Raw genomic sequence first — 17549 nt, 5'->3', positions numbered from 1 at the left:
TCGCGCAAACGGCGGGACAAGCCCGCCGCTCACACTACAGAAGACAAAAAATAACTGTTATCGGGCAGCCGCGACGCTATCGAGCGCCTCGCGCACTTCGTCGACGAAACGCGTGAGCGTCTCGGCGGCGGTTTCGGGCGCCGCCTGTTCGAGCAATTGCACGATACGGCTGCCGATCACGACGGCATCGGACACTTCGGCTACCGCACGCGCGGTTTGCGCGTCGCGAATACCGAAACCGACGCCTACCGGCAGGGGCACGCGCGACTTGATGGCCGGGATTTTACTCGCGATGCTGGAAACGTCCAGATTTGCCGCGCCGGTCACGCCTTTCAACGACACATAATAGACGTAGCCGCTGGCAATCTTGCCGACTTCAGCGATACGCTCATCCGTAGAGGTGGGCGCAAGCAAAAAGATCGGATCGATGCCGGCAGATCGCATCTGTTCGGCGAAGTTAGCGCATTCTTCCGGCGGATAGTCGACCACCAGCACGCCATCCACACCACCCTCTTTCGCCGCCTTGGCGAACGCTTCGGCGCCCATGCGTTCGATCGGGTTGGCGTAGCCCATCAACACCACCGGGGTCGTGTCGTTGGTTTCGCGGAAGCGCTTGACGTCGGCAATCACGGAACGCAGCGACACGCCCTGTGCCAATGCGCGCTCGGACGATTGCTGGATCACCGGGCCGTCGGCCATCGGGTCGGAAAACGGCACGCCGAGCTCGATCACATCCGCGCCGCCGGCGGCGAGCGCGTGCATGAATTCAACCGTGCGGGCCGGGTCCGGGTCGCCGGCGGTCATGAACGGAATCAGACCCTTCTTACCTTGCGCGGACAGCGCGGCGAACGTGTTCTTGATACGGGACATGGAATTTTCTCGGATTTGAGTGACTGCGCGGCGTGCTCATTGCACTTCGGTCGGCCGTTGCGTTTTGGCCTTGGCCCGGCGCGGCGCGGACGGAGCAGCAGCAGCGCTGACGCGTTCGCGCGCGATCGCGCAGTAACTTTCATTGATCTCATAGCCGACGAATTCGCGCTGCTGACGCGCGCAAGCGACTGCCGTGGTGCCGCTGCCCATGAACGGGTCGAGCACGCGCCCGCCCTTTGGACAACTTGCCAGCACCATCCGCTCGACAATTTCCAGAGGCTTCTGGGTGGGATGAGCGACCCGCTCGGCGTGTTGCCGATGCAGCCGCGAAACCGACCAGACATCCTTGGGATTATAGCCAAGCTCCAGCCACTTGCTGCCTTCAAACAATTTACGCGAACGCGCCTTCTTCGTGATGGCATCGTACGGGATGCGGACGGGATCGAGATCGAAGAAGTAATCCTTCGACACCGCGAAAAAGCCGATGTTGTCGTGCACCGAAGTAAAACGGCGCACGGTGCCGCCCATGCTCGGTACGCGCCGGTCCCAGATGATTTCGTTGATCATCGTGAGTTTTGTCTTCAGGAAGCTGAAGATTTCCGGTGCGTACTGCCACGTGCAGAAAATGTAGAGCGAACCCGACGGCTTGAGCTTCGGGATGGCCAGCTCGAGCCAGCCACGCGTCCAGGCGAGAAATTCCTCGCCGGTGCGCATGTCGGAGTCGTTGCCGTAGTCCTTGCCCAGCCCATAGGGCGGATCGCAGACGATCAGGTCGATCGACTCGTCGGGAATGTTCGCCACATCGGTCAGAAAATCGCGGTTCAACAGCTGGATGCCGGCGGGCACCTGCGGCAACAGCGATGCAGGCGCACCGGCCGCCGTTGCACCGGTGGCCACGTTGGTCTCAACCGCCGGCTGCGGCTCGTCGAACTCGTCACGCATCGTCGCGGCGCTCAGAACTGAATGCCCGATCGCTCAGCGACCGTATGCATGTCCTTGTCGCCGCGGCCCGACAAATTGACCAGAAGGACCTTGTCCTTCGACAGAGTCGGCGCGAGTTTCGCGGCATAGGCCAGCGCATGGCTGGATTCCAGTGCCGGAATGATGCCTTCGATTCGGCAGCAATCGTGGAACGCTTTGAGCGCCTCTTCGTCGGTGATGCCGACATATTCCGCGCGGTTGCTCTCTTTTAGCCACGCGTGCTCAGGGCCGACGCCCGGATAGTCGAGGCCCGCCGACACCGAATGCGTCTCGATGATCTGCCCATTTTCGTCCTGCAGCAGATACGTGCGATTGCCATGCAGCACGCCAGGGCTGCCGCCAATCAACGAAGCGGCGTGGCGACCTGTTTCAAGACCATCGCCGGCTGCTTCGACACCGATCAATTTCACCGAAGTGTCGTCAATGTACGGGTAAAAGATACCCATTGCATTCGAACCGCCGCCAACGCACGCAATTACGGCATCCGGCTGACGACCGACCATCTCGGGCATTTGCACCTTGCATTCGTCGCCAATCACGCGCTGGAAATCGCGGACCATCATCGGGTACGGATGCGGCCCGGCCACCGTGCCGATGATGTAGAAGGTGTTCTCGACGTTGGTCACCCAGTCGCGCATGGCTTCGTTCAGCGCGTCCTTGAGCGTACGTGAGCCCGATTCGACCGGCACGATGGTCGCGCCGAGCAGCTTCATGCGGTACACGTTGGCAGCCTGGCGGCGCACGTCTTCCGCGCCCATATAGACCACGCATTCCATGCCGAAACGCGCGGCAATGGTGGCGGTGGCCACACCGTGCTGGCCGGCGCCGGTTTCCGCGATGACGCGCGGCTTGCCCATGCGCTTCGCCAGCAGTGCCTGGCCGATCACATTGTTGATCTTGTGCGCGCCAGTGTGGTTCAGGTCCTCACGCTTGAGGTACACCTGCGCGCCGCCGAGCATTTCGCTCCAGCGCTGTGCGTGATAAATCGGCGACGGACGGCCGACGAAATGTTTCAATTCGCGCTCGTACTCAGCGACGAATTCGGGGTCTTTCTGATATTTCTCGTACGCGACACGCAGCTCGTCGAGCGCGTGAACCAGCGTTTCAGCGACGAACACGCCGCCAAACTGGCCGAAATGGCCTCTTTCGTCAGGCAAGTTATACATGGTGATCACTCTTCTCAGTGTGGCGCGCGGGTCTCGTGCGAGACAACCGCGGCACCGGAATCATTCGGCGTCTGCCGCGCGCACCGCGCGTACGAACGCCGCCATCCGGGCGTGATCTTTCACGCCCTTGGCGCCCGGCGTTTCGATGCCGCTCGAGACATCGACCGCGTACGGGCGCACGCGATGGATCGCATCACTGACGTTTTGCGCGTTCAACCCACCACTCAAAACGGCCCGACGCGCGAGCTCTGAAGGAATAAGTGACCAATCAAAAACCTTCCCGCCACCGCCATAACCTTCGACATGGGTGTCGAACAGTAGGCCGCTGGCTGCTGAATAGTTAAGCGCCGATTTTACCAAATCGGCTGGCTGAGTGTCCGCCGCAACGCGCAACGCGCGCAACCAAGGCAAACCCGCAACGCCGGCAAGGGCTTCGCACTGCTCCGCGGTCTCGTCGCCGTGGAACTGCAACAGTGTGAGGCCGACGTTGCTAACGACTTCGCGGATCCAGTCCGGCGTGGCGTTGACAAACAGGCCGACCACCGACACGAACGGTGGCACGTCATGCACCAGTTCGACTGCCTGGGCGACGCTGACCGAACGCGGGCTGGGCGGATAGAACACCAGCCCGATTGCGTCGGCGCCGAGATCGATCGCGTGGGCGACGTCTTCCGGCTTCGACAGGCCGCATAGCTTGACGCGCGTGCGATGAGGTGCGGCTTGCTGCTGCATACCGGCTGGGGTTTCGTTCACGAGAGATTCGGGAGATTTCATGTTGGCGCTTGCTCGGTCCATACAGTACTCCATGGCACGCTGCCCGTCTGCGGCGCGGGTACGGCGAATTGCTCAGGATAGCCCACCTGCGCCAGATATAACCCGTCCGGCATGAAGGTCGGCGCGGCGCACTCGCGATCGCGGCCTGCCAGTACCTCGGCCATCCAGTCGACAGGGCGACGGCCACGGCCGATGTACACCAGACAGCCCATCACGTTGCGCACCATATGATGCAGGAACGCGTTCGCCCGAAAGCGGAAATGGACGAAGTCGCCCTGCTGCTGGATGTCGATCTGATACAGATGCTTGATCGGCGTTTTCGCCTGACATTGCGACGAACGGAACGCCGAAAAATCGTGTTCGCCGATCAGAAGCGCAGCGGCCGCGCGCATCGCTTCGAGGTCTAGCGTGGCGTGCACCCAGCCGGCCCGTGTCGCCAGCATCGGCGAGCGTACGGGATGGACATACAGCACGTAGTAATAGGTCCGCTCGAACGCCGAGAAACGTGCGTGGAACTCGTCGGGCATCGGCTTGGCCCACTGCACCGAGACCGTCTTCGGCAAGAACGCGTTGGTGCCGCGAACCCACGAAATGTCCGCGCGTTCGAGCTCCGTGTCGAAATGAACGACTTGTCCGAGACCATGCACACCCGTGTCCGTGCGGCCCGCGACGACCGTGTGCACGGGCGTTTGCGCGAACTCGCGCAGCGCTCGTTCGAGTTCGTCCTGCACGGTGTTGCCATGCGGTTGCGACTGCCAACCGCAAAACGCCGAGCCGTCGTACTGGACGCCTAACGCGATACGCTTCACGACAACGGGGCGAGCGTCGACAGCAACGCGCGAGCCTCGGTGCGCGTTGCGGGATCGTTCGTCTCGATCACTTCGTTGATGAGCGCACGCGCGCCAGAAAGATCGCCGAGTTCGATGTACTCGGCAGCCAGATCAAGCTTGTTGCGGGCGATGCGGCCGAGATCGGCCTGCGTAAATGCCGGCAACGGCTGAGCCGGGCTAGGCGGCAATTCGAGGTCGAAATCGAGTTTCAGCGCGCCGAAGCCGGACGCACCGAAGCCGGCGCCCAAGCCCGCTACCGCGGCGTGGCCCGCAGTGCCGGCGGCGATTTCGTCGGCGATATACGATTCCTCGTCCGGGTGGGGCAGCGCAGCTTGCTGCGCAGTCGCTTCCGGCGATGCCACCGGCTGGGTCGATAGCGAAGCGGGAGCATGCACGGTATCGGCGGGCGAGTCCATGCGCGGCGGCAGCGGCATGTCCAGGCTGCCGAACGCGTCGACGGCGTCGCGCGGGAATTCGGTCGGCACGGACGGGGCGTGTGCTACCGGTGGCGGCTCGAGGTGCTGCGGTGTGCGCAAATGATCTTGCGGCTCAATCGACGGTTCCAGTCGCGCGACCGGCTCGTCATCCCATTGCAGACCGTGCGCGGGCGCCTCGTGCGGCGCGGGTTCGTCGACGGGCTCGAGCGACGTCAGCGGCAACGCTTCGGCGCCGAGCTCGGCGGCGGCGGCAAGGCTGGCCGCCGTGGTCGCTCCATCGAGGTTGTCGTGATGGGCGGGGGAAAGCGGTTCGGGCGCGAACGCGCTCGGCGTAGACCCGGCGAGGTTTGGATCCGCTTGTGCAGGTTCAAATGAAGCGGGCGCTGCCGGGCGCTCCTGCCAGACGTGCTGGGGTAGGGTGAGATCGGGTGCGGGGATGGCTGGGTGAGACGCGGCTTCGCTGCCGGTTGCGGATTGTTCCGATGCCGCGTGCTCTGCTTCTGCACGTTCCGCTGCTGCATGCTCTGCCGCAGCCTGTTCTGCTGCTGCCTGTTCCGCTGTGGTACGTTCCGCCGCTGCGGTACGTTCCGCTTCGGCCCGCTCAGCTGCGGCATGCTCAGCTGCCGCCTGGTCGGCTGCCGCTCGCTCTGCAGCGGCCTGCTCAGTTGCAGCACGCTCCGCAGCGGCTCTCTCGGTCTCCGCCCGTTCTACCGCCGCGCGCTCCGCTGCTGCGTGTTCCGCTGCAGCGTGTTCCGCCGCAGCCCACTCTTCAGCAGCTTGCTCGGCGGCGGCTCGTTCCGCGTCTTCCTGCTCCGTTGCCGCGCGGTCCGCAGCGCCAGCTTCCGCAGCGCCCTCCGTTTCATGCTTCACAGGCGCCAGCGCCGCCGCATTTTGCGCCACCGCGTCGTCGCGCCCCGCCGACGCCGCATTCTCTGCCGCGACACGCTCGCGCTTCCGCCGACGCATACGCCACGCCGCCAACAATGCAACCAGCGCCGCGCCAACCGCCGCCGCTATGCTCAATTCTGTCTGCGACAGGTCGACATCATTCGACGTTGAGCCCGCCGGCGCAGCTGCGTGCGCAGGCGCCACGGCCGTTGCGGACACGCCGGCGGCCGGCTGCGCGACATTGGCAGACGGAGCGCCCGTGGCTACCGGCTTCCCGCCGATACCATGCTTCTGCAACTCCATCAGCACGCGATTTTTCAGCGCGAGCAACTGCTGCAAGCTCGAGACCTGCACACGCGGTTGCGATGCCGGCTGCGCGGCGGTCGTCGCAGGCATTGTTGCGGCACCCGATGCCGAAGCGCCTTCGGCAGCCTCGCTAGCCGAAGGTTGAATCGAGCCGGACCACTCATGCGCACCGCTGGCCGGCGCGGCTGCCGTCTGCGAACCCGCAACCGGCGCCGATGAAGCCGTGATGGCGGCTGGCGCCACCGAACTTGCCCCAACGGCTGCACTCGCTGCCGCCGAAACTGCGGGCATAGCAGGCGCCACCGCATGAGCCGCAGCACTTGCGGCGCTTGCCGCCGCCGCGCTGCCCTGTGCCGCACCGCTCGCCGCTTCCGCCGTTGCCGCCGCGTTCGGCGCGGAAGCAGGTGCAGACGACGAAGCAGAACCCGCCGCCGACGACGAAGCGGCCAAAGCACCCGACGCATCCAGCACCGGCACCGTCAACACCGCGCCCATGCGCATCCGGCTTGGATCATGGCTCATGAAGGCGTTCGGGTTCGCGTCGAACAGCGCGCGCGAAGCGCGTGCGAGCGTCGCGCGGTCGCGCGACTGCGTGACGGCAATCGCCAGGTCGTTCAACGACTGCCCCGGCCGCACCGTGATTTGGCCACCGTTCGCGTACGAAACGGAAGCGGCATCCGGCGCGCTCGCCGCATCGGCCGGCGCGGCAGCCGCGCTGCCCATGCCGGCAGCCGTCAATGCAAGCGCCACAGCGGCAACGGCCAGACGGTCCGTGCCTTTGAAATTGAACATGACCCGAAGGGATGAGAGTCGAAGGTTCATCGAGACTCCAGCCGCGTCAGCGCGCAGCCCTTTTTTGCGGTTGGAAAGAGACAAGATATTCGGAGCACACAATGAAAAAAGCGCCGCGCAAGCGCGACGCTTCTGGATTTTTCTACGCGTCGTAACCGCGTAGTTTACTTTACTTGTCGAGCACAATGCGAAGCATACGACGCAGCGGCTCCGCGGCACCCCACAGCAGCTGATCGCCGACCGTGAACGCCGACAGATATTCGCCGCCCATCGCGAGCTTGCGCACGCGGCCGACCGGCACCGTCAGCGTGCCCGTGACGAGCGCCGGGGACAGATCGCGCATCGACGCTTCGCGCTCGTTCGGCACGACCTTCACCCAGTCGTTGCCCGACGCGAGGATGCTGTTCACCTCGTCCAGCGGCACATCCTTGTTCAGCTTGATGGTCAGCGCCTGCGAATGGCAGCGCATTGCGCCAATCCGCACGCACAGGCCGTCGACCGGAATCGAGCCCGGCGTGCCCATGGCCGGCTTGCCGAGAATCTTGTTGGTTTCGGCGCCGCCCTTCCACTCTTCCTTCGACATGCCGTTGCCGAGGTCCTTGTCGATCCACGGAATCAGCGAGCCGGCGAGCGGCACGCCGAAGTGGTCCGTCGGCATGCTGTCGCTGTTCATGGCTTCGAGCACGCGGCGGTCGATGTCGAGAATCGCCGAAGCCGGGTCGGCCAGTTCGTTCTTCACCGCGCCGTGCAGCGTGCCCATTTGCGACAGCAGCTCGCGCATGTTTTGCGCGCCCGCGCCCGAAGCGGCCTGGTACGTCATGGCCGTCATCCAGTCGACGAGGTTTTCGCGGAACAGGCCGCCGAGCGCCATCAGCATCAGGCTGACAGTGCAATTGCCGCCGATGAAGTTCTTCTGGCCCTTGACCAGCGCGTTCTTGATCACGTCGAGGTTGACCGGGTCGAGAATGATGACCGCGTCGTCCTTCATGCGCAGCGACGAAGCCGCGTCGATCCAGTAGCCGTTCCAGCCCGCCGCGCGCAGCTTCGGGAACACTTCGTTCGTGTAGTCACCGCCCTGACAGGAGATGATCGCGTCGCACTTCTTCAGGTCTTCGATGCTTGTCGCGTCTTTGAGCTTGGTCTCGTTTTTGGCGAACGACGGCGCGTTGCCGCCCGCGTTGCTGGTGCTGAAAAACACCGGTTCGATCAAGTCGAAATCGCCTTCCTGCTGCATACGTTGCATCAGGACGCTGCCGACCATGCCGCGCCAACCTACGAGACCTACGTTCATGACTTCATACCCTTCGAATGGAAACTTCCCCGCATCTTTGCCCGCAGTGACCGCGCGGGGAAGATGAGCGGGCACGACGGACGATCAGCGCTTCGTGATCGTTTTCGGGGTAATCGTTTTGGTGGTAGTAATGGCGAGCTCAACCACACGGGCCGTTTTGCCGTGCAGTTTCGAAATCGAGGAGATTTGAGCCGAGAGTGCCATCGCCACAATATACACGAAAACCGGAATCCGGCGACGCCAATGTCCGCCGCTGTCGTCCGTATTGCACGCGAATCGGCCTGTTTCAAGGCCGATTCGCGCTTTAAAGGCCGTTTGACGACCTAACTACGCTTCATTCCGGCGCGTTTTACAGCGCCGCAACCACCGCGTCGCCCATGGCGACCGTGCCCACCTGCTTGCAACCCGGCGTGAGAATGTCGCCCGTGCGATAGCCCTGTTCGAGCACCTTTTTCACCGCGTTCTCGATCCGGTCCGCCTGTTCCGCCTTGTTCAGCGAATAACGCAGCATCATCGCGGCCGACAGGATGGTGGCCAGCGGATTCGCCACGCCCTTGCCGGCGATATCCGGCGCGGAACCGTGCGAAGGCTCGTACAGGCCCTTGTTGTTCTTGTCGAGCGACGCCGACGGCAGCATGCCGATCGAGCCCGTCAGCATGGCGGCCTCGTCGGACAGAATGTCGCCGAACATGTTGCCGGTGACGATCACATCGAACGACTTCGGCGCCTTGACCAGCTGCATGGCGGCGTTGTCCACGTACATGTGCGACAGCTCGACGTCCGCGTATTCCTTCGACACGTCGATCATCACGTCTTTCCAGAACTGCGACGTTTCGAGCACGTTGGCCTTATCGACCGAGGTCAGCTTCTTGCCGCGTTTTTGCGCCGCCTGAAACGCGACGTGCGCAATACGGCGCACTTCGGGTTCCGAATAACGCATCGTGTCGAAGCCTTCCTTCGAGCCGGCGAACAGGCCATCCGGCGCTTCGCGCACGCCACGCGGCGCGCCGAAGTAAATGTCGCCGTTCAATTCGCGCACGATCAGGATGTCCAGGCCCGAAACGATTTCTTCCTTCAACGACGACGCACCGGTGAGTTGCGGATAGCAGATGGCCGGACGGAAGTTCGCGAACAGCTGCAGGTGCTTGCGCAGGCCGAGAATGGCCTGCTCCGGACGCAGCGCGCGTTCGAGGCTGTCGTACTTCCAGTCGCCGACGGCGCCGAACAGGATCGCGTCGGCTTCCTTCGCCAGCGCCAGCGTCGAATCGGGCAGCGGATGGCCCTTTGCTTCGTAGCCTGCGCCGCCAACCGGCGCTTCTTCGAGTTCGAACTTTTCGCCGAGTACGTTCAGGACCTTGACGGCCTCCTTGACGATTTCGGGACCGATGCCGTCGCCCGGCAACACTGCGATCTTCATGCGAATTCCTTGATGATTGTTCTGTTCTTTGAGGCTTCTGAGCCTGAATCAGCGAACGTGCCTGAACACGCTTACGCCCTTAACCGACGATACGGTGTGCCAGCCAAGGCTGCTTCGCGATGCGCTCGGCTTCGAACTGGCGAATCTTGTCCGCATGGCGCAGCGTCAGACCGATGTCGTCGAAACCATTCAGCAAGCAGTACTTGCGGAAACCCGCGACTTCGAACGGATACTCAGCGCTGCCGTCCGACGTGCGCACCACTTGCGCTTCCAGGTCGATCGTCAGCTGGAAGCCGTTGAACGCGTAGGTTTCGTTGAACAGGTGATCGACTTGCTGCTCGGTCAGCACGATGGGCAGCAGGCCGTTCTTGAAGCAGTTGTTGTAGAAAATATCGGCGAAGCTCGACGCGATGATCGCGCGAAAGCCGTATTGCTGCAGCGCCCACGGCGCGTGCTCACGCGAGCTGCCGCAGCCGAAGTTCTGGCGCGTCAGCAGCACGGAGGCGCCTTGATAACGCGGCTGATTCAGCACGAAGTCCGGATTGAGCGGACGCTTCGAGTTGTCCTGACCCGGCTCGCCGTGGTCGAGGTAGCGCCATTCGTCGAATGCGTTCGGACCGAAACCCGTGCGCTTGATCGACTTCAGGAATTGCTTCGGAATGATCGCGTCCGTATCGACGTTTTCGCGATCGAGCGGCGCCACGACGCCGGTATGTACGATGAATTTATCCATGACGCTTGCGCCTGTTTCGAGACCGCGTCATGCGCGTGACGGCAGGAAAGCCGCCAGACGCATGACCGGCAAAAATCAAAAAACCGCTTTATTCAGCGTGATTGCTGATCGAATTGCCGAGATGTGACATGTCTTGCCCGAACCCGTGCACAGTGTTGCAGCCGGCCAGGCCAAACAGTAGGCCAGCCAGCGCGCCGAGCGCGACGCGGCGCAGGAGAGTGGTGCGATTCATGTTCTTCATCATGCGATTCATCCAAGCTTGCGAATATCGACGAAATGCCCTTCGATGGCAGCGGCCGCAGCCATTGCGGGGCTCACGAGGTGGGTACGGCCACCGGCGCCCTGACGACCCTCGAAATTACGGTTCGACGTGGACGCGCAACGCTCGCCAGGCTCCAACCGGTCGGCGTTCATGGCGAGACACATCGAGCAACCGGGTTCACGCCATTCGAATCCGGCATCGGTAAAGACCTTGTCGAGGCCTTCGCGTTCCGCCTGCGCCTTCACGAGACCCGAACCCGGCACCACCATGGCCAGACGGATGTTCGACGCCACGCGGCGGCCCAGCTTCTTCACGACGTAAGCCGCGGCGCGAATGTCTTCAATGCGCGCGTTGGTGCACGACCCGATGAAGATTTTATCCGGCTTGATCGACTCGATCGGCGCATTGGGTTCGAGCGCCATATATTTCAGCGCGCGCTCCATCGCGTCGCGCTTGACCGGGTCCTTTTCGCGTTCCGGATCCGGCACGCGGCCGTCCACGGCCGTGACCATTTCCGGCGAAGTGCCCCACGTGACTTGCGGGACGATTTCCGCGGCATTCAACTCGACCACGCGGTCGAAGTGCGCACCCTCGTCCGACGTGAACTGCTTCCAGTATTCGACCGCATGATCCCACTCGACGCCTTCCGGCGAGAACGGGCGGCCTTTCAGGTATTCGACGGTGGTGTTGTCGACCGCGACCATGCCGGCGCGCGCGCCCGCTTCGATCGCCATGTTGCAGACCGTCATACGGCCTTCCATGGACAGCGCGCGAATGGTTGAACCGCCGAATTCGATGGCATAGCCGGTGCCGCCTGCCGTGCCGATCTTGCCGATGATGGCCAGCACGATGTCTTTCGCGGTACAGCCGCGCGGCAACGGGCCCTCGACTTTCACCAACATGTTCTTGCTCTTCTTCTGCAAGAGCGTTTGCGTGGCCAGCACGTGCTCGACTTCAGACGTGCCGATGCCGTGCGCCAACGCGCCGAACGCGCCGTGAGTGGAGGTGTGCGAGTCGCCGCAGACGATCGTCATGCCCGGCAGCGTGGCACCCTGCTCCGGCCCGATGATGTGCACGATGCCCTGACGCAGGTCGTTCATCTTGAACTGCGTGATGCCATAGGCGTCGCAGTTCGAATCGAGCGTGTCCACCTGCAGTTTGGAGACCGGATCGGCAATGCCGTGGCTGCGATCCGTGGTCGGGACATTGTGGTCCGAGACAGCCAGGTTCGCGCTGATGCGCCACACCGGGCGCTCAGCCAGCTTCAGGCCTTCGAACGCCTGCGGGCTGGTGACTTCGTGCAGCAGGTGACGGTCGATGTAGAGAATCGTTGTACCGTCTTCTTCCGTGTGGACCACGTGGGTGTTCCACAATTTGTCGTAGAGAGTCTGTGCCATGGTATGCGGGGTAGTAATGACTGGACTGCGGGCTGACCGTGTCAGTCGATTATGCCACGCAGCTTCCCGCTTTGGGCCGCTCAAACAAGGAAAAAACCGATAAAAAACAGGGAGTTGGGTGGTAGTGGCGATACCTGTATTGGTGGCACCCGGCAAGCAGGCGCGACGGCCGCACACTGCGCCGCAAAGCAAAACGCCCCAACGGTGAACCCGTTGAGGCGTCTTTTATCAGCCAGAATCCGCACCCGTTCGACGCAGACCCACTACGACGACCCTGGAGGATTCAAACTCGATCAGCGTTGCGCGATCGGCTTGGCTTCACGCGGCGTGTCGCCCACGAACAGTTGGCGCGGACGGCCAATCTTCTGTTCCGGATCGGCGATCATTTCGTTCCACTGTGCAATCCAGCCCACCGTACGTGCCATCGCGAAGATACACGTGAACATCGAGGTCGGGATGCCCAGCGCGCGCTGCACGATGCCCGAATAGAAGTCGACGTTCGGGTACAGCTTGCGCGACACGAAGTATTCGTCTTCCAGCGCGATCTTTTCCAGTGCCATGGCCAGCTTGAACAGCGGGTCGTCGTGCAGGCCCAGTTCTTCGAGCACTTCGTGGCAGGTTTCGCGCATCAGCTTCGCACGCGGATCGTAGTTCTTGTAGACGCGGTGACCGAAGCCCATCAGCTTCACGCCGGAGTTCTTGTCCTTCACCTGCTTGATGAACTCAGGAATGTTGTCCACCGAGCCGATCTCTTCCAGCATGTTCAGTGCGGCTTCGTTCGCACCGCCGTGCGCCGGGCCCCACAGACACGCGATACCGGCTGCGATACACGCGAACGGATTCGCGCCCGACGAACCGGCCAGACGCACCGTCGAAGTCGACGCATTCTGCTCGTGGTCAGCGTGCAGGATCAGGATACGGTCGAGCGCGCGCACCAGCACGTCGTTGACCTTGTACTCTTCGCACGGGTTCGAGAACATCATGTGCATGAAGTTCGCGCTGTACGAGAGGTTGTTGCGCGGGTACGCAAACGGCTGGCCGATGCTGTACTTGTAGGCCATTGCCACCAGCGTCGGCAGCTTCGCGATCATGCGGATAGCCGACACTTCACGATGGCGCGGATTGTTGATGTCGAGCGAGTCGTGATAGAACGCCGACAGCGCGCCGACCGCGGCGACCAGAATCGCCATCGGGTGTGCGTCGCGACGGAAACCGCGGAAGAAGAAGTGCATCTGCTCGTGCACCATCGTGTGATTCGTGACGGTCTTCACGAACTCTTCTTTCTGCTGCGCGTTCGGCAGTTCGCCCTTCAACAACAGGTAGCAGGTTTCGAGGAAGTCGGCGTTCTGGGCGAGGTTATCGATCGGGTAGCCGCGGTACAGCAGTTCGCCCTTGTCGCCATCGATGTAGGTGATCGCCGAATTGCAAGACGCCGTCGACATGAAGCCCGGGTCGTACGTGAACTTGCCGGTCTGACCGTACAGCTTACGGATGTCGATCACGTCCGGGCCGAGAGTACCCTTGTAAATCGGCATTTCAACGCTCGGCGAATTGTCGCTGAACGATAGCGTGGCTTTAACATCTGACGGGGTCATAGCACATCCTCAATCGAAGTATGGAAACAGGGTTTCGATAATTGCACGCCTGGAACAACGGACTCGCGACGCTCTAGCCGGTCAAGCCAATCAAGCGTTTCGCAGCAGCTCCAGCACCCGGATCACGTCCGGGTCGGCCAGCTCGCCCTCCGGTTCCTTGCGCGCGAGCAGCAAGTCCATCAGGTCGTTATCGCTCAGCTCGAGCAGGCGCGTGAGTGCGCCCACATCGGCATCGCTGAGGTCATGCTCATATCGGCTGAAGAAACGTTCAAAGATCAGATCGTTTTCCAGCAGGCCCCGCCGCGCGCGCCAACGCAGGCGCGCGCGGCGGAGAGGGTCGGACTGATGCGATGTTTCGTTCATGTCAGTACGCGCCGGGCCGCCCCAACCGTACTGACTGCCCCCTCGGGGGGCAGCGAACGATAGGGAGCGCGGCGCTTATTCATCCTAGACAGCGCGGCGAACCATCAATTCCTTGATCTTGCCAATTGCCTTGGTCGGGTTCAGGCCCTTCGGGCAAACGTCGACGCAATTCATGATGGTATGGCAACGGAACAGACGGTACGGATCTTCCAGGTTGTCGAGGCGCTCACCCGTCGCTTCGTCGCGGCTGTCCGCGATGAAACGGTAGGCTTGCAGCAGGCCGGCCGGGCCGACGAACTTGTCCGGATTCCACCAGAAGCTCGGGCACGACGTCGAGCAGCTGGCGCACAGAATACATTCGTACAGGCCGTCGAGCTCGTCGCGCTCTTCCGGCGACTGCAGGCGTTCTTTTTCCGGCGGCGGCGTATCGTTGATCAGGTACGGCTTGATCGAGTGATACTGGTTGAAGAACTGCGTGAAGTCGCAGATCAGGTCGCGCACGACGGGCAGGCCCGGCAGCGGACGCAGCACGATCTTCTGCGGCAGGTCGTTCATGTTCTGCAAGCAGGCCAGACCGTTCTTGCCGTTGATGTTCATTGCGTCCGAACCGCACACGCCTTCGCGGCACGAACGGCGGAACGACAAGGTTTCGTCCATCGCCTTCAGCTTGAGCAGCGCGTCGAGCAGCATGCGTTCGTGCGAGTCGATTTCGATCTCGTACGTTTGCATGCGCGGCGCTGCGTCCTTGTCCGGATCGTAGCGGTAAATTTCAAATGTACGCTTTGCCATTTCTGAATTCCTTTGACTTGTGCCTTAGAAGGTCCGTGCTTTCGGCGGAACCGATTCGACCGTCAGCGGTTTCATGTGAACCGGCTTGTAGTCGAGGCGATCACCTTCGCTGAACCACAGCGTATGGCGCAGCCAGTTTTCGTCGTCGCGATGTTCGAAGTCGTTCTGCGCGTGCGCACCACGGCTTTCCTTGCGCGCTTCAGCGGAAACCATCGTGGCGCGTGCCACTTCGATCAGGTTCGCCACTTCCAGCGCTTCGATGCGGGCCGTGTTGAACACCTTCGACTTGTCCTTCAGATGGATGTTGTCGACACGGTCAGCCACTTCGCGGATGCGCTCGACGCCTTCAGCCAGCAGCTTCGACGTACGGAACACGCCGGCGTGTGCCTGCATCGTGCCGCGGATGTCGTTGGCGACCGATTGCGCGTACTCGCCCGAGGACGAGTTATCCAGCTTCGCCAGACGCGACAGCGCGAAGTCGGCTGCATCCGCCGGCAGCGGCTTGTGTTCCTTCATGTCCTTCACGTGCTTGACGATGTGGTTGCCGGCTGCACGGCCGAACACCACCAGGTCGAGCAGCGAGTTCGTGCCGAGACGGTTTGCACCGTGCACCGACACGCACGAGCATTCGCCCACTGCGTAAAAACCGTTGACGACTTCTTCGTGGCCCTTCGGCGTACCGACAACCTGACCGTTGATGTTCGTCGGAATGCCGCCCATCTGATAGTGGATGGTCGGCACAACCGGGATCGGCTCTTTAATGCAGTCGACGTTCGCGAACTTCATGGCGATTTCGCGGATCGACGGCAGACGCTTCATGATCGTCTCGGCGCCAATGTGCGACAGGTCGAGCAGCACGTGATCCTTGTTCGGACCCACGCCGCGGCCTTCCTTGATTTCCTGGTCCATCGAGCGCGAAACGAAGTCGCGTGGCGCCAGGTCCTTCAGCGTCGGCGCGTAGCGTTCCATGAAACGCTCGCCGTTCGAGTTACGCAGAATGCCGCCTTCACCACGCACGCCTTCGGTAATCAGCACGCCCGCGCCGGCCACGCCGGTGGGGTGGAATTGCCAGAATTCCATGTCCTGCAGTGCGATGCCCGAGCGCGCGGCCATGCCCAGGCCGTCACCGGTGTTGATGAACGCATTGGTGGACGCCGCGAAGATCCGGCCCGCGCCGCCCGTGGCGAACAGCGTGGTCTTGCCTTCGAGGATATAAACGTCGCCGGTTTCCATTTCCAGCGCGGTCACGCCAAGCACGTCGCCGTCGGCGTCGCGGATCAGATCCAGCGCCATCCATTCGACGAAGAATTGCGTCTTGGCCGCCACGTTTTGCTGGTACAGCGTGTGCAGCAGTGCGTGACCGGTACGGTCAGCCGCCGCGCAGGCGCGTTGCACCGGCTTTTCGCCGTAGTTCGCGGTGTGGCCGCCGAACGGGCGCTGGTAAATCGTGCCGTCCGCGTTGCGGTCGAACGGCATGCCCATGTGTTCCAGCTCGTAGACGGCATTCGGTGCTTCGCGGCACATGAACTCGATCGCGTCCTGGTCGCCGAGCCAGTCGGAACCCTTGATCGTGTCGTAGAAGTGGTAATGCCAGTTGTCTTCGCTCATGTTGCCGAGCGAGGCGCCAATGCCGCCTTGCGCTGCGACCGTGTGCGAACGCGTCGGGAACACCTTGGACAACACGCAGACCGACAGGCCCGCGCGCGCGAGTTGCAGCGAAGCGCGCATCCCCGAGCCGCCTGCGCCGACGATAACCACGTCAAACTTGCGACGCGGCAGAGAATTTTTGATTGCAGCCATTCTTTTACACTCTCCAGAGAATCTGCGCAGCGTAGCCCGCACACGCGAGCAGCCAGACGATCGTCAGCGCCTGAAGAAACAGACGCGTGCCAACGGGCTTCACATAGTCCATCCAGATGTCACGGATACCCACCCACGCGTGATAGAACAGCGACAGCAGCGTGACGAACGTGGCGAGCTTCATCCATTGCGTGGCGAAGATCGACGCCCAGCCGTCGTACGAGAAATCGCGCGCGCCGAAGAACCACGCGAGCAGGATCACCGTGTAGACCGCCATGATGGTGGCGGTGATGCGCTGCGCCAGCCAGTCGCGCAGGCCGTAATGCGCGCCGACGACCAGACGCTTCGAACCGATTCGGTTATTTGATGACATTTTTTAGAATGCTCCGAACAGTTTTGCCGCGAATGCGATGGTGAGCAGCGACGACACGACGAGAACGACGATGGAGGTCGACTTGCCCTTTTCCTTCGTCACTGCGTTGTGGTTCGTGTCCATCACGAGGTGACGGATACCGGCGCAGAAGTGGAACAGGAAGGCCCACGCGAGAACGAGCGTGATGAGCTTGACGACGATGTTGGAGAGGAAACCTTTGAAGACTTCGAAACTAAGTTCGGAAGTCAGGCTCTGATCGAAGAGGTACAGCAGGAACGGAAGAAAAACAAAAAGCAGACCACCGCTCACGCGGTGCAAGATCGACACTCGCCCCGCTAGCGGGAGACGGTATGCCGTCAATATCTGCCCGATACCGATGTTCCGGAATTCCGGCCTCGGTTTTTTTACGGCTTCAGCCATGCTAGACCCCTACTATGTAGTCACACTAATCCGCAATTTTAGCGCCTTTTTATATCGCGCTGCAG

General features: G+C 62.2%; 17 protein-coding genes. All 17 read right to left on the bottom strand.

The features are described from left to right. Positions 1 to 57 precede the first annotated feature (57 nt). Complete coding sequence (gene trpA, locus A6V37_RS00600; RefSeq protein WP_064285665.1) at positions 58 to 870, bottom strand: tryptophan synthase subunit alpha; 813 nt, start codon at positions 868 to 870, stop codon at positions 58 to 60. Between the two features lie 36 nt (positions 871 to 906). After that, the gene (locus A6V37_RS00595; RefSeq protein WP_064271059.1) at positions 907 to 1812 is read right to left on the bottom strand and encodes a DNA-methyltransferase; all 906 of its coding nucleotides are present in this window, start codon (positions 1810 to 1812) and stop codon (positions 907 to 909) included. 11 nt (positions 1813 to 1823) lie between these two features. Next, the gene (gene trpB / locus A6V37_RS00590) at positions 1824 to 3017 is read right to left on the bottom strand and encodes a tryptophan synthase subunit beta (protein ID WP_064271060.1); all 1194 of its coding nucleotides are present in this window, start codon (positions 3015 to 3017) and stop codon (positions 1824 to 1826) included. Between the two features lie 60 nt (positions 3018 to 3077). Continuing rightward, positions 3078 to 3791: a phosphoribosylanthranilate isomerase gene (locus tag A6V37_RS00585; RefSeq protein ID WP_064271061.1), complete on the bottom strand. Its 714-nt coding sequence runs from the start codon at positions 3789 to 3791 to the stop codon at positions 3078 to 3080. Then, positions 3788 to 4600, bottom strand: coding sequence for a tRNA pseudouridine(38-40) synthase TruA (truA, locus tag A6V37_RS00580; RefSeq protein WP_064271062.1), 813 nt, complete (start codon positions 4598 to 4600; stop codon positions 3788 to 3790). The genes A6V37_RS00585 and truA overlap by 4 nt, the downstream gene beginning before the upstream one ends. After that, the gene (locus A6V37_RS00575; RefSeq protein WP_064285663.1) at positions 4597 to 7074 is read right to left on the bottom strand and encodes a FimV/HubP family polar landmark protein; all 2478 of its coding nucleotides are present in this window, start codon (positions 7072 to 7074) and stop codon (positions 4597 to 4599) included. Before A6V37_RS00575 ends, truA begins: the two co-directional genes overlap by 4 nt. A gap of 139 nt (positions 7075 to 7213) precedes the next feature. Then, positions 7214 to 8335, bottom strand: a complete 1122-nt coding sequence (gene asd / locus A6V37_RS00570) for an aspartate-semialdehyde dehydrogenase (protein WP_064271064.1) — start codon at positions 8333 to 8335, stop codon at positions 7214 to 7216. Between the two features lie 349 nt (positions 8336 to 8684). Beyond that, on the bottom strand, positions 8685 to 9752 hold the full coding sequence (gene leuB / locus A6V37_RS00565) for a 3-isopropylmalate dehydrogenase (RefSeq protein ID WP_064271065.1): 1068 nt from the start codon (positions 9750 to 9752) through the stop codon (positions 8685 to 8687). 79 nt (positions 9753 to 9831) lie between these two features. Further along, on the bottom strand, positions 9832 to 10485 hold the full coding sequence (gene leuD, locus A6V37_RS00560) for a 3-isopropylmalate dehydratase small subunit (RefSeq protein WP_064271066.1): 654 nt from the start codon (positions 10483 to 10485) through the stop codon (positions 9832 to 9834). Positions 10486 to 10573: 88 nt separating this feature from the next. Beyond that, positions 10574 to 10729 carry an entericidin A/B family lipoprotein gene (locus A6V37_RS00555; RefSeq protein WP_064271291.1) on the bottom strand — a complete coding sequence of 52 codons (156 nt, stop codon included), beginning with the start codon at positions 10727 to 10729 and terminating at the stop codon, positions 10574 to 10576. 5 nt (positions 10730 to 10734) lie between these two features. After that, a complete protein-coding gene (gene leuC, locus A6V37_RS00550; RefSeq protein WP_064271067.1) occupies positions 10735 to 12144 on the bottom strand; it encodes a 3-isopropylmalate dehydratase large subunit in 1410 nt (469 codons plus the stop codon). 293 nt (positions 12145 to 12437) lie between these two features. Then, entirely contained in the window at positions 12438 to 13739 is a 1302-nt protein-coding gene (gene gltA, locus A6V37_RS00545; protein WP_064271068.1) for a citrate synthase, read from the bottom strand. 90 nt (positions 13740 to 13829) lie between these two features. Then, a complete protein-coding gene (locus A6V37_RS00540) occupies positions 13830 to 14102 on the bottom strand; it encodes an FAD assembly factor SdhE (protein WP_064271069.1) in 273 nt (90 codons plus the stop codon). 84 nt (positions 14103 to 14186) lie between these two features. Beyond that, the gene (locus tag A6V37_RS00535; RefSeq protein ID WP_054034792.1) at positions 14187 to 14891 is read right to left on the bottom strand and encodes a succinate dehydrogenase iron-sulfur subunit; all 705 of its coding nucleotides are present in this window, start codon (positions 14889 to 14891) and stop codon (positions 14187 to 14189) included. Between the two features lie 24 nt (positions 14892 to 14915). Then, a complete protein-coding gene (gene sdhA, locus A6V37_RS00530; RefSeq protein WP_064271070.1) occupies positions 14916 to 16691 on the bottom strand; it encodes a succinate dehydrogenase flavoprotein subunit in 1776 nt (591 codons plus the stop codon). Positions 16692 to 16695: 4 nt separating this feature from the next. After that, positions 16696 to 17064 (bottom strand): succinate dehydrogenase, hydrophobic membrane anchor protein, encoded by a 369-nt coding sequence (sdhD, locus tag A6V37_RS00525; protein WP_064271071.1) that lies wholly within the window; start codon positions 17062 to 17064, stop codon positions 16696 to 16698. 3 nt (positions 17065 to 17067) lie between these two features. Further along, complete coding sequence (gene sdhC, locus A6V37_RS00520) at positions 17068 to 17484, bottom strand: succinate dehydrogenase, cytochrome b556 subunit (protein ID WP_064271072.1); 417 nt, start codon at positions 17482 to 17484, stop codon at positions 17068 to 17070. Positions 17485 to 17549 lie beyond the last annotated feature (65 nt).

The organism is Paraburkholderia ginsengiterrae (assembly GCF_001645125.1).
GTDB lineage: Bacteria > Pseudomonadota > Gammaproteobacteria > Burkholderiales > Burkholderiaceae > Paraburkholderia > Paraburkholderia ginsengiterrae.
Note: the sequence above shows the minus strand (reverse complement) of the source record. Positions and strands in the feature narration are given on the sequence as shown.

Excerpts from the sequence above, each read along its gene's own strand:
- A6V37_RS00540 (WP_064271069.1), bottom strand. The coding sequence starts at position 14,102 with ATGAACGAAACATCGCATCAGTCCGACCCTCTCCGCCGCGCGCGCCTG.
- gltA (WP_064271068.1), bottom strand. The coding sequence starts at position 13,739 with ATGACCCCGTCAGATGTTAAAGCCACGCTATCGTTCAGCGACAATTCG.
- A6V37_RS00535 (WP_054034792.1), bottom strand. The coding sequence starts at position 14,891 with ATGGCAAAGCGTACATTTGAAATTTACCGCTACGATCCGGACAAGGAC.
- leuB (WP_064271065.1), bottom strand. The coding sequence starts at position 9,752 with ATGAAGATCGCAGTGTTGCCGGGCGACGGCATCGGTCCCGAAATCGTC.
- sdhA (WP_064271070.1), bottom strand. The coding sequence starts at position 16,691 with ATGGCTGCAATCAAAAATTCTCTGCCGCGTCGCAAGTTTGACGTGGTT.
- A6V37_RS00585 (WP_064271061.1), bottom strand. The coding sequence starts at position 3,791 with ATGAAATCTCCCGAATCTCTCGTGAACGAAACCCCAGCCGGTATGCAG.
- trpB (WP_064271060.1), bottom strand. The coding sequence starts at position 3,017 with ATGTATAACTTGCCTGACGAAAGAGGCCATTTCGGCCAGTTTGGCGGC.
- sdhC (WP_064271072.1), bottom strand. The coding sequence starts at position 17,484 with ATGGCTGAAGCCGTAAAAAAACCGAGGCCGGAATTCCGGAACATCGGT.
- asd (WP_064271064.1), bottom strand. The coding sequence starts at position 8,335 with ATGAACGTAGGTCTCGTAGGTTGGCGCGGCATGGTCGGCAGCGTCCTG.
- A6V37_RS00595 (WP_064271059.1), bottom strand. The coding sequence starts at position 1,812 with ATGCGTGACGAGTTCGACGAGCCGCAGCCGGCGGTTGAGACCAACGTG.
- sdhD (WP_064271071.1), bottom strand. The coding sequence starts at position 17,064 with ATGTCATCAAATAACCGAATCGGTTCGAAGCGTCTGGTCGTCGGCGCG.
- leuD (WP_064271066.1), bottom strand. The coding sequence starts at position 10,485 with ATGGATAAATTCATCGTACATACCGGCGTCGTGGCGCCGCTCGATCGC.
- A6V37_RS00575 (WP_064285663.1), bottom strand. The coding sequence starts at position 7,074 with ATGAACCTTCGACTCTCATCCCTTCGGGTCATGTTCAATTTCAAAGGC.
- trpA (WP_064285665.1), bottom strand. The coding sequence starts at position 870 with ATGTCCCGTATCAAGAACACGTTCGCCGCGCTGTCCGCGCAAGGTAAG.
- A6V37_RS00555 (WP_064271291.1), bottom strand. The coding sequence starts at position 10,729 with ATGATGAAGAACATGAATCGCACCACTCTCCTGCGCCGCGTCGCGCTC.
- leuC (WP_064271067.1), bottom strand. The coding sequence starts at position 12,144 with ATGGCACAGACTCTCTACGACAAATTGTGGAACACCCACGTGGTCCAC.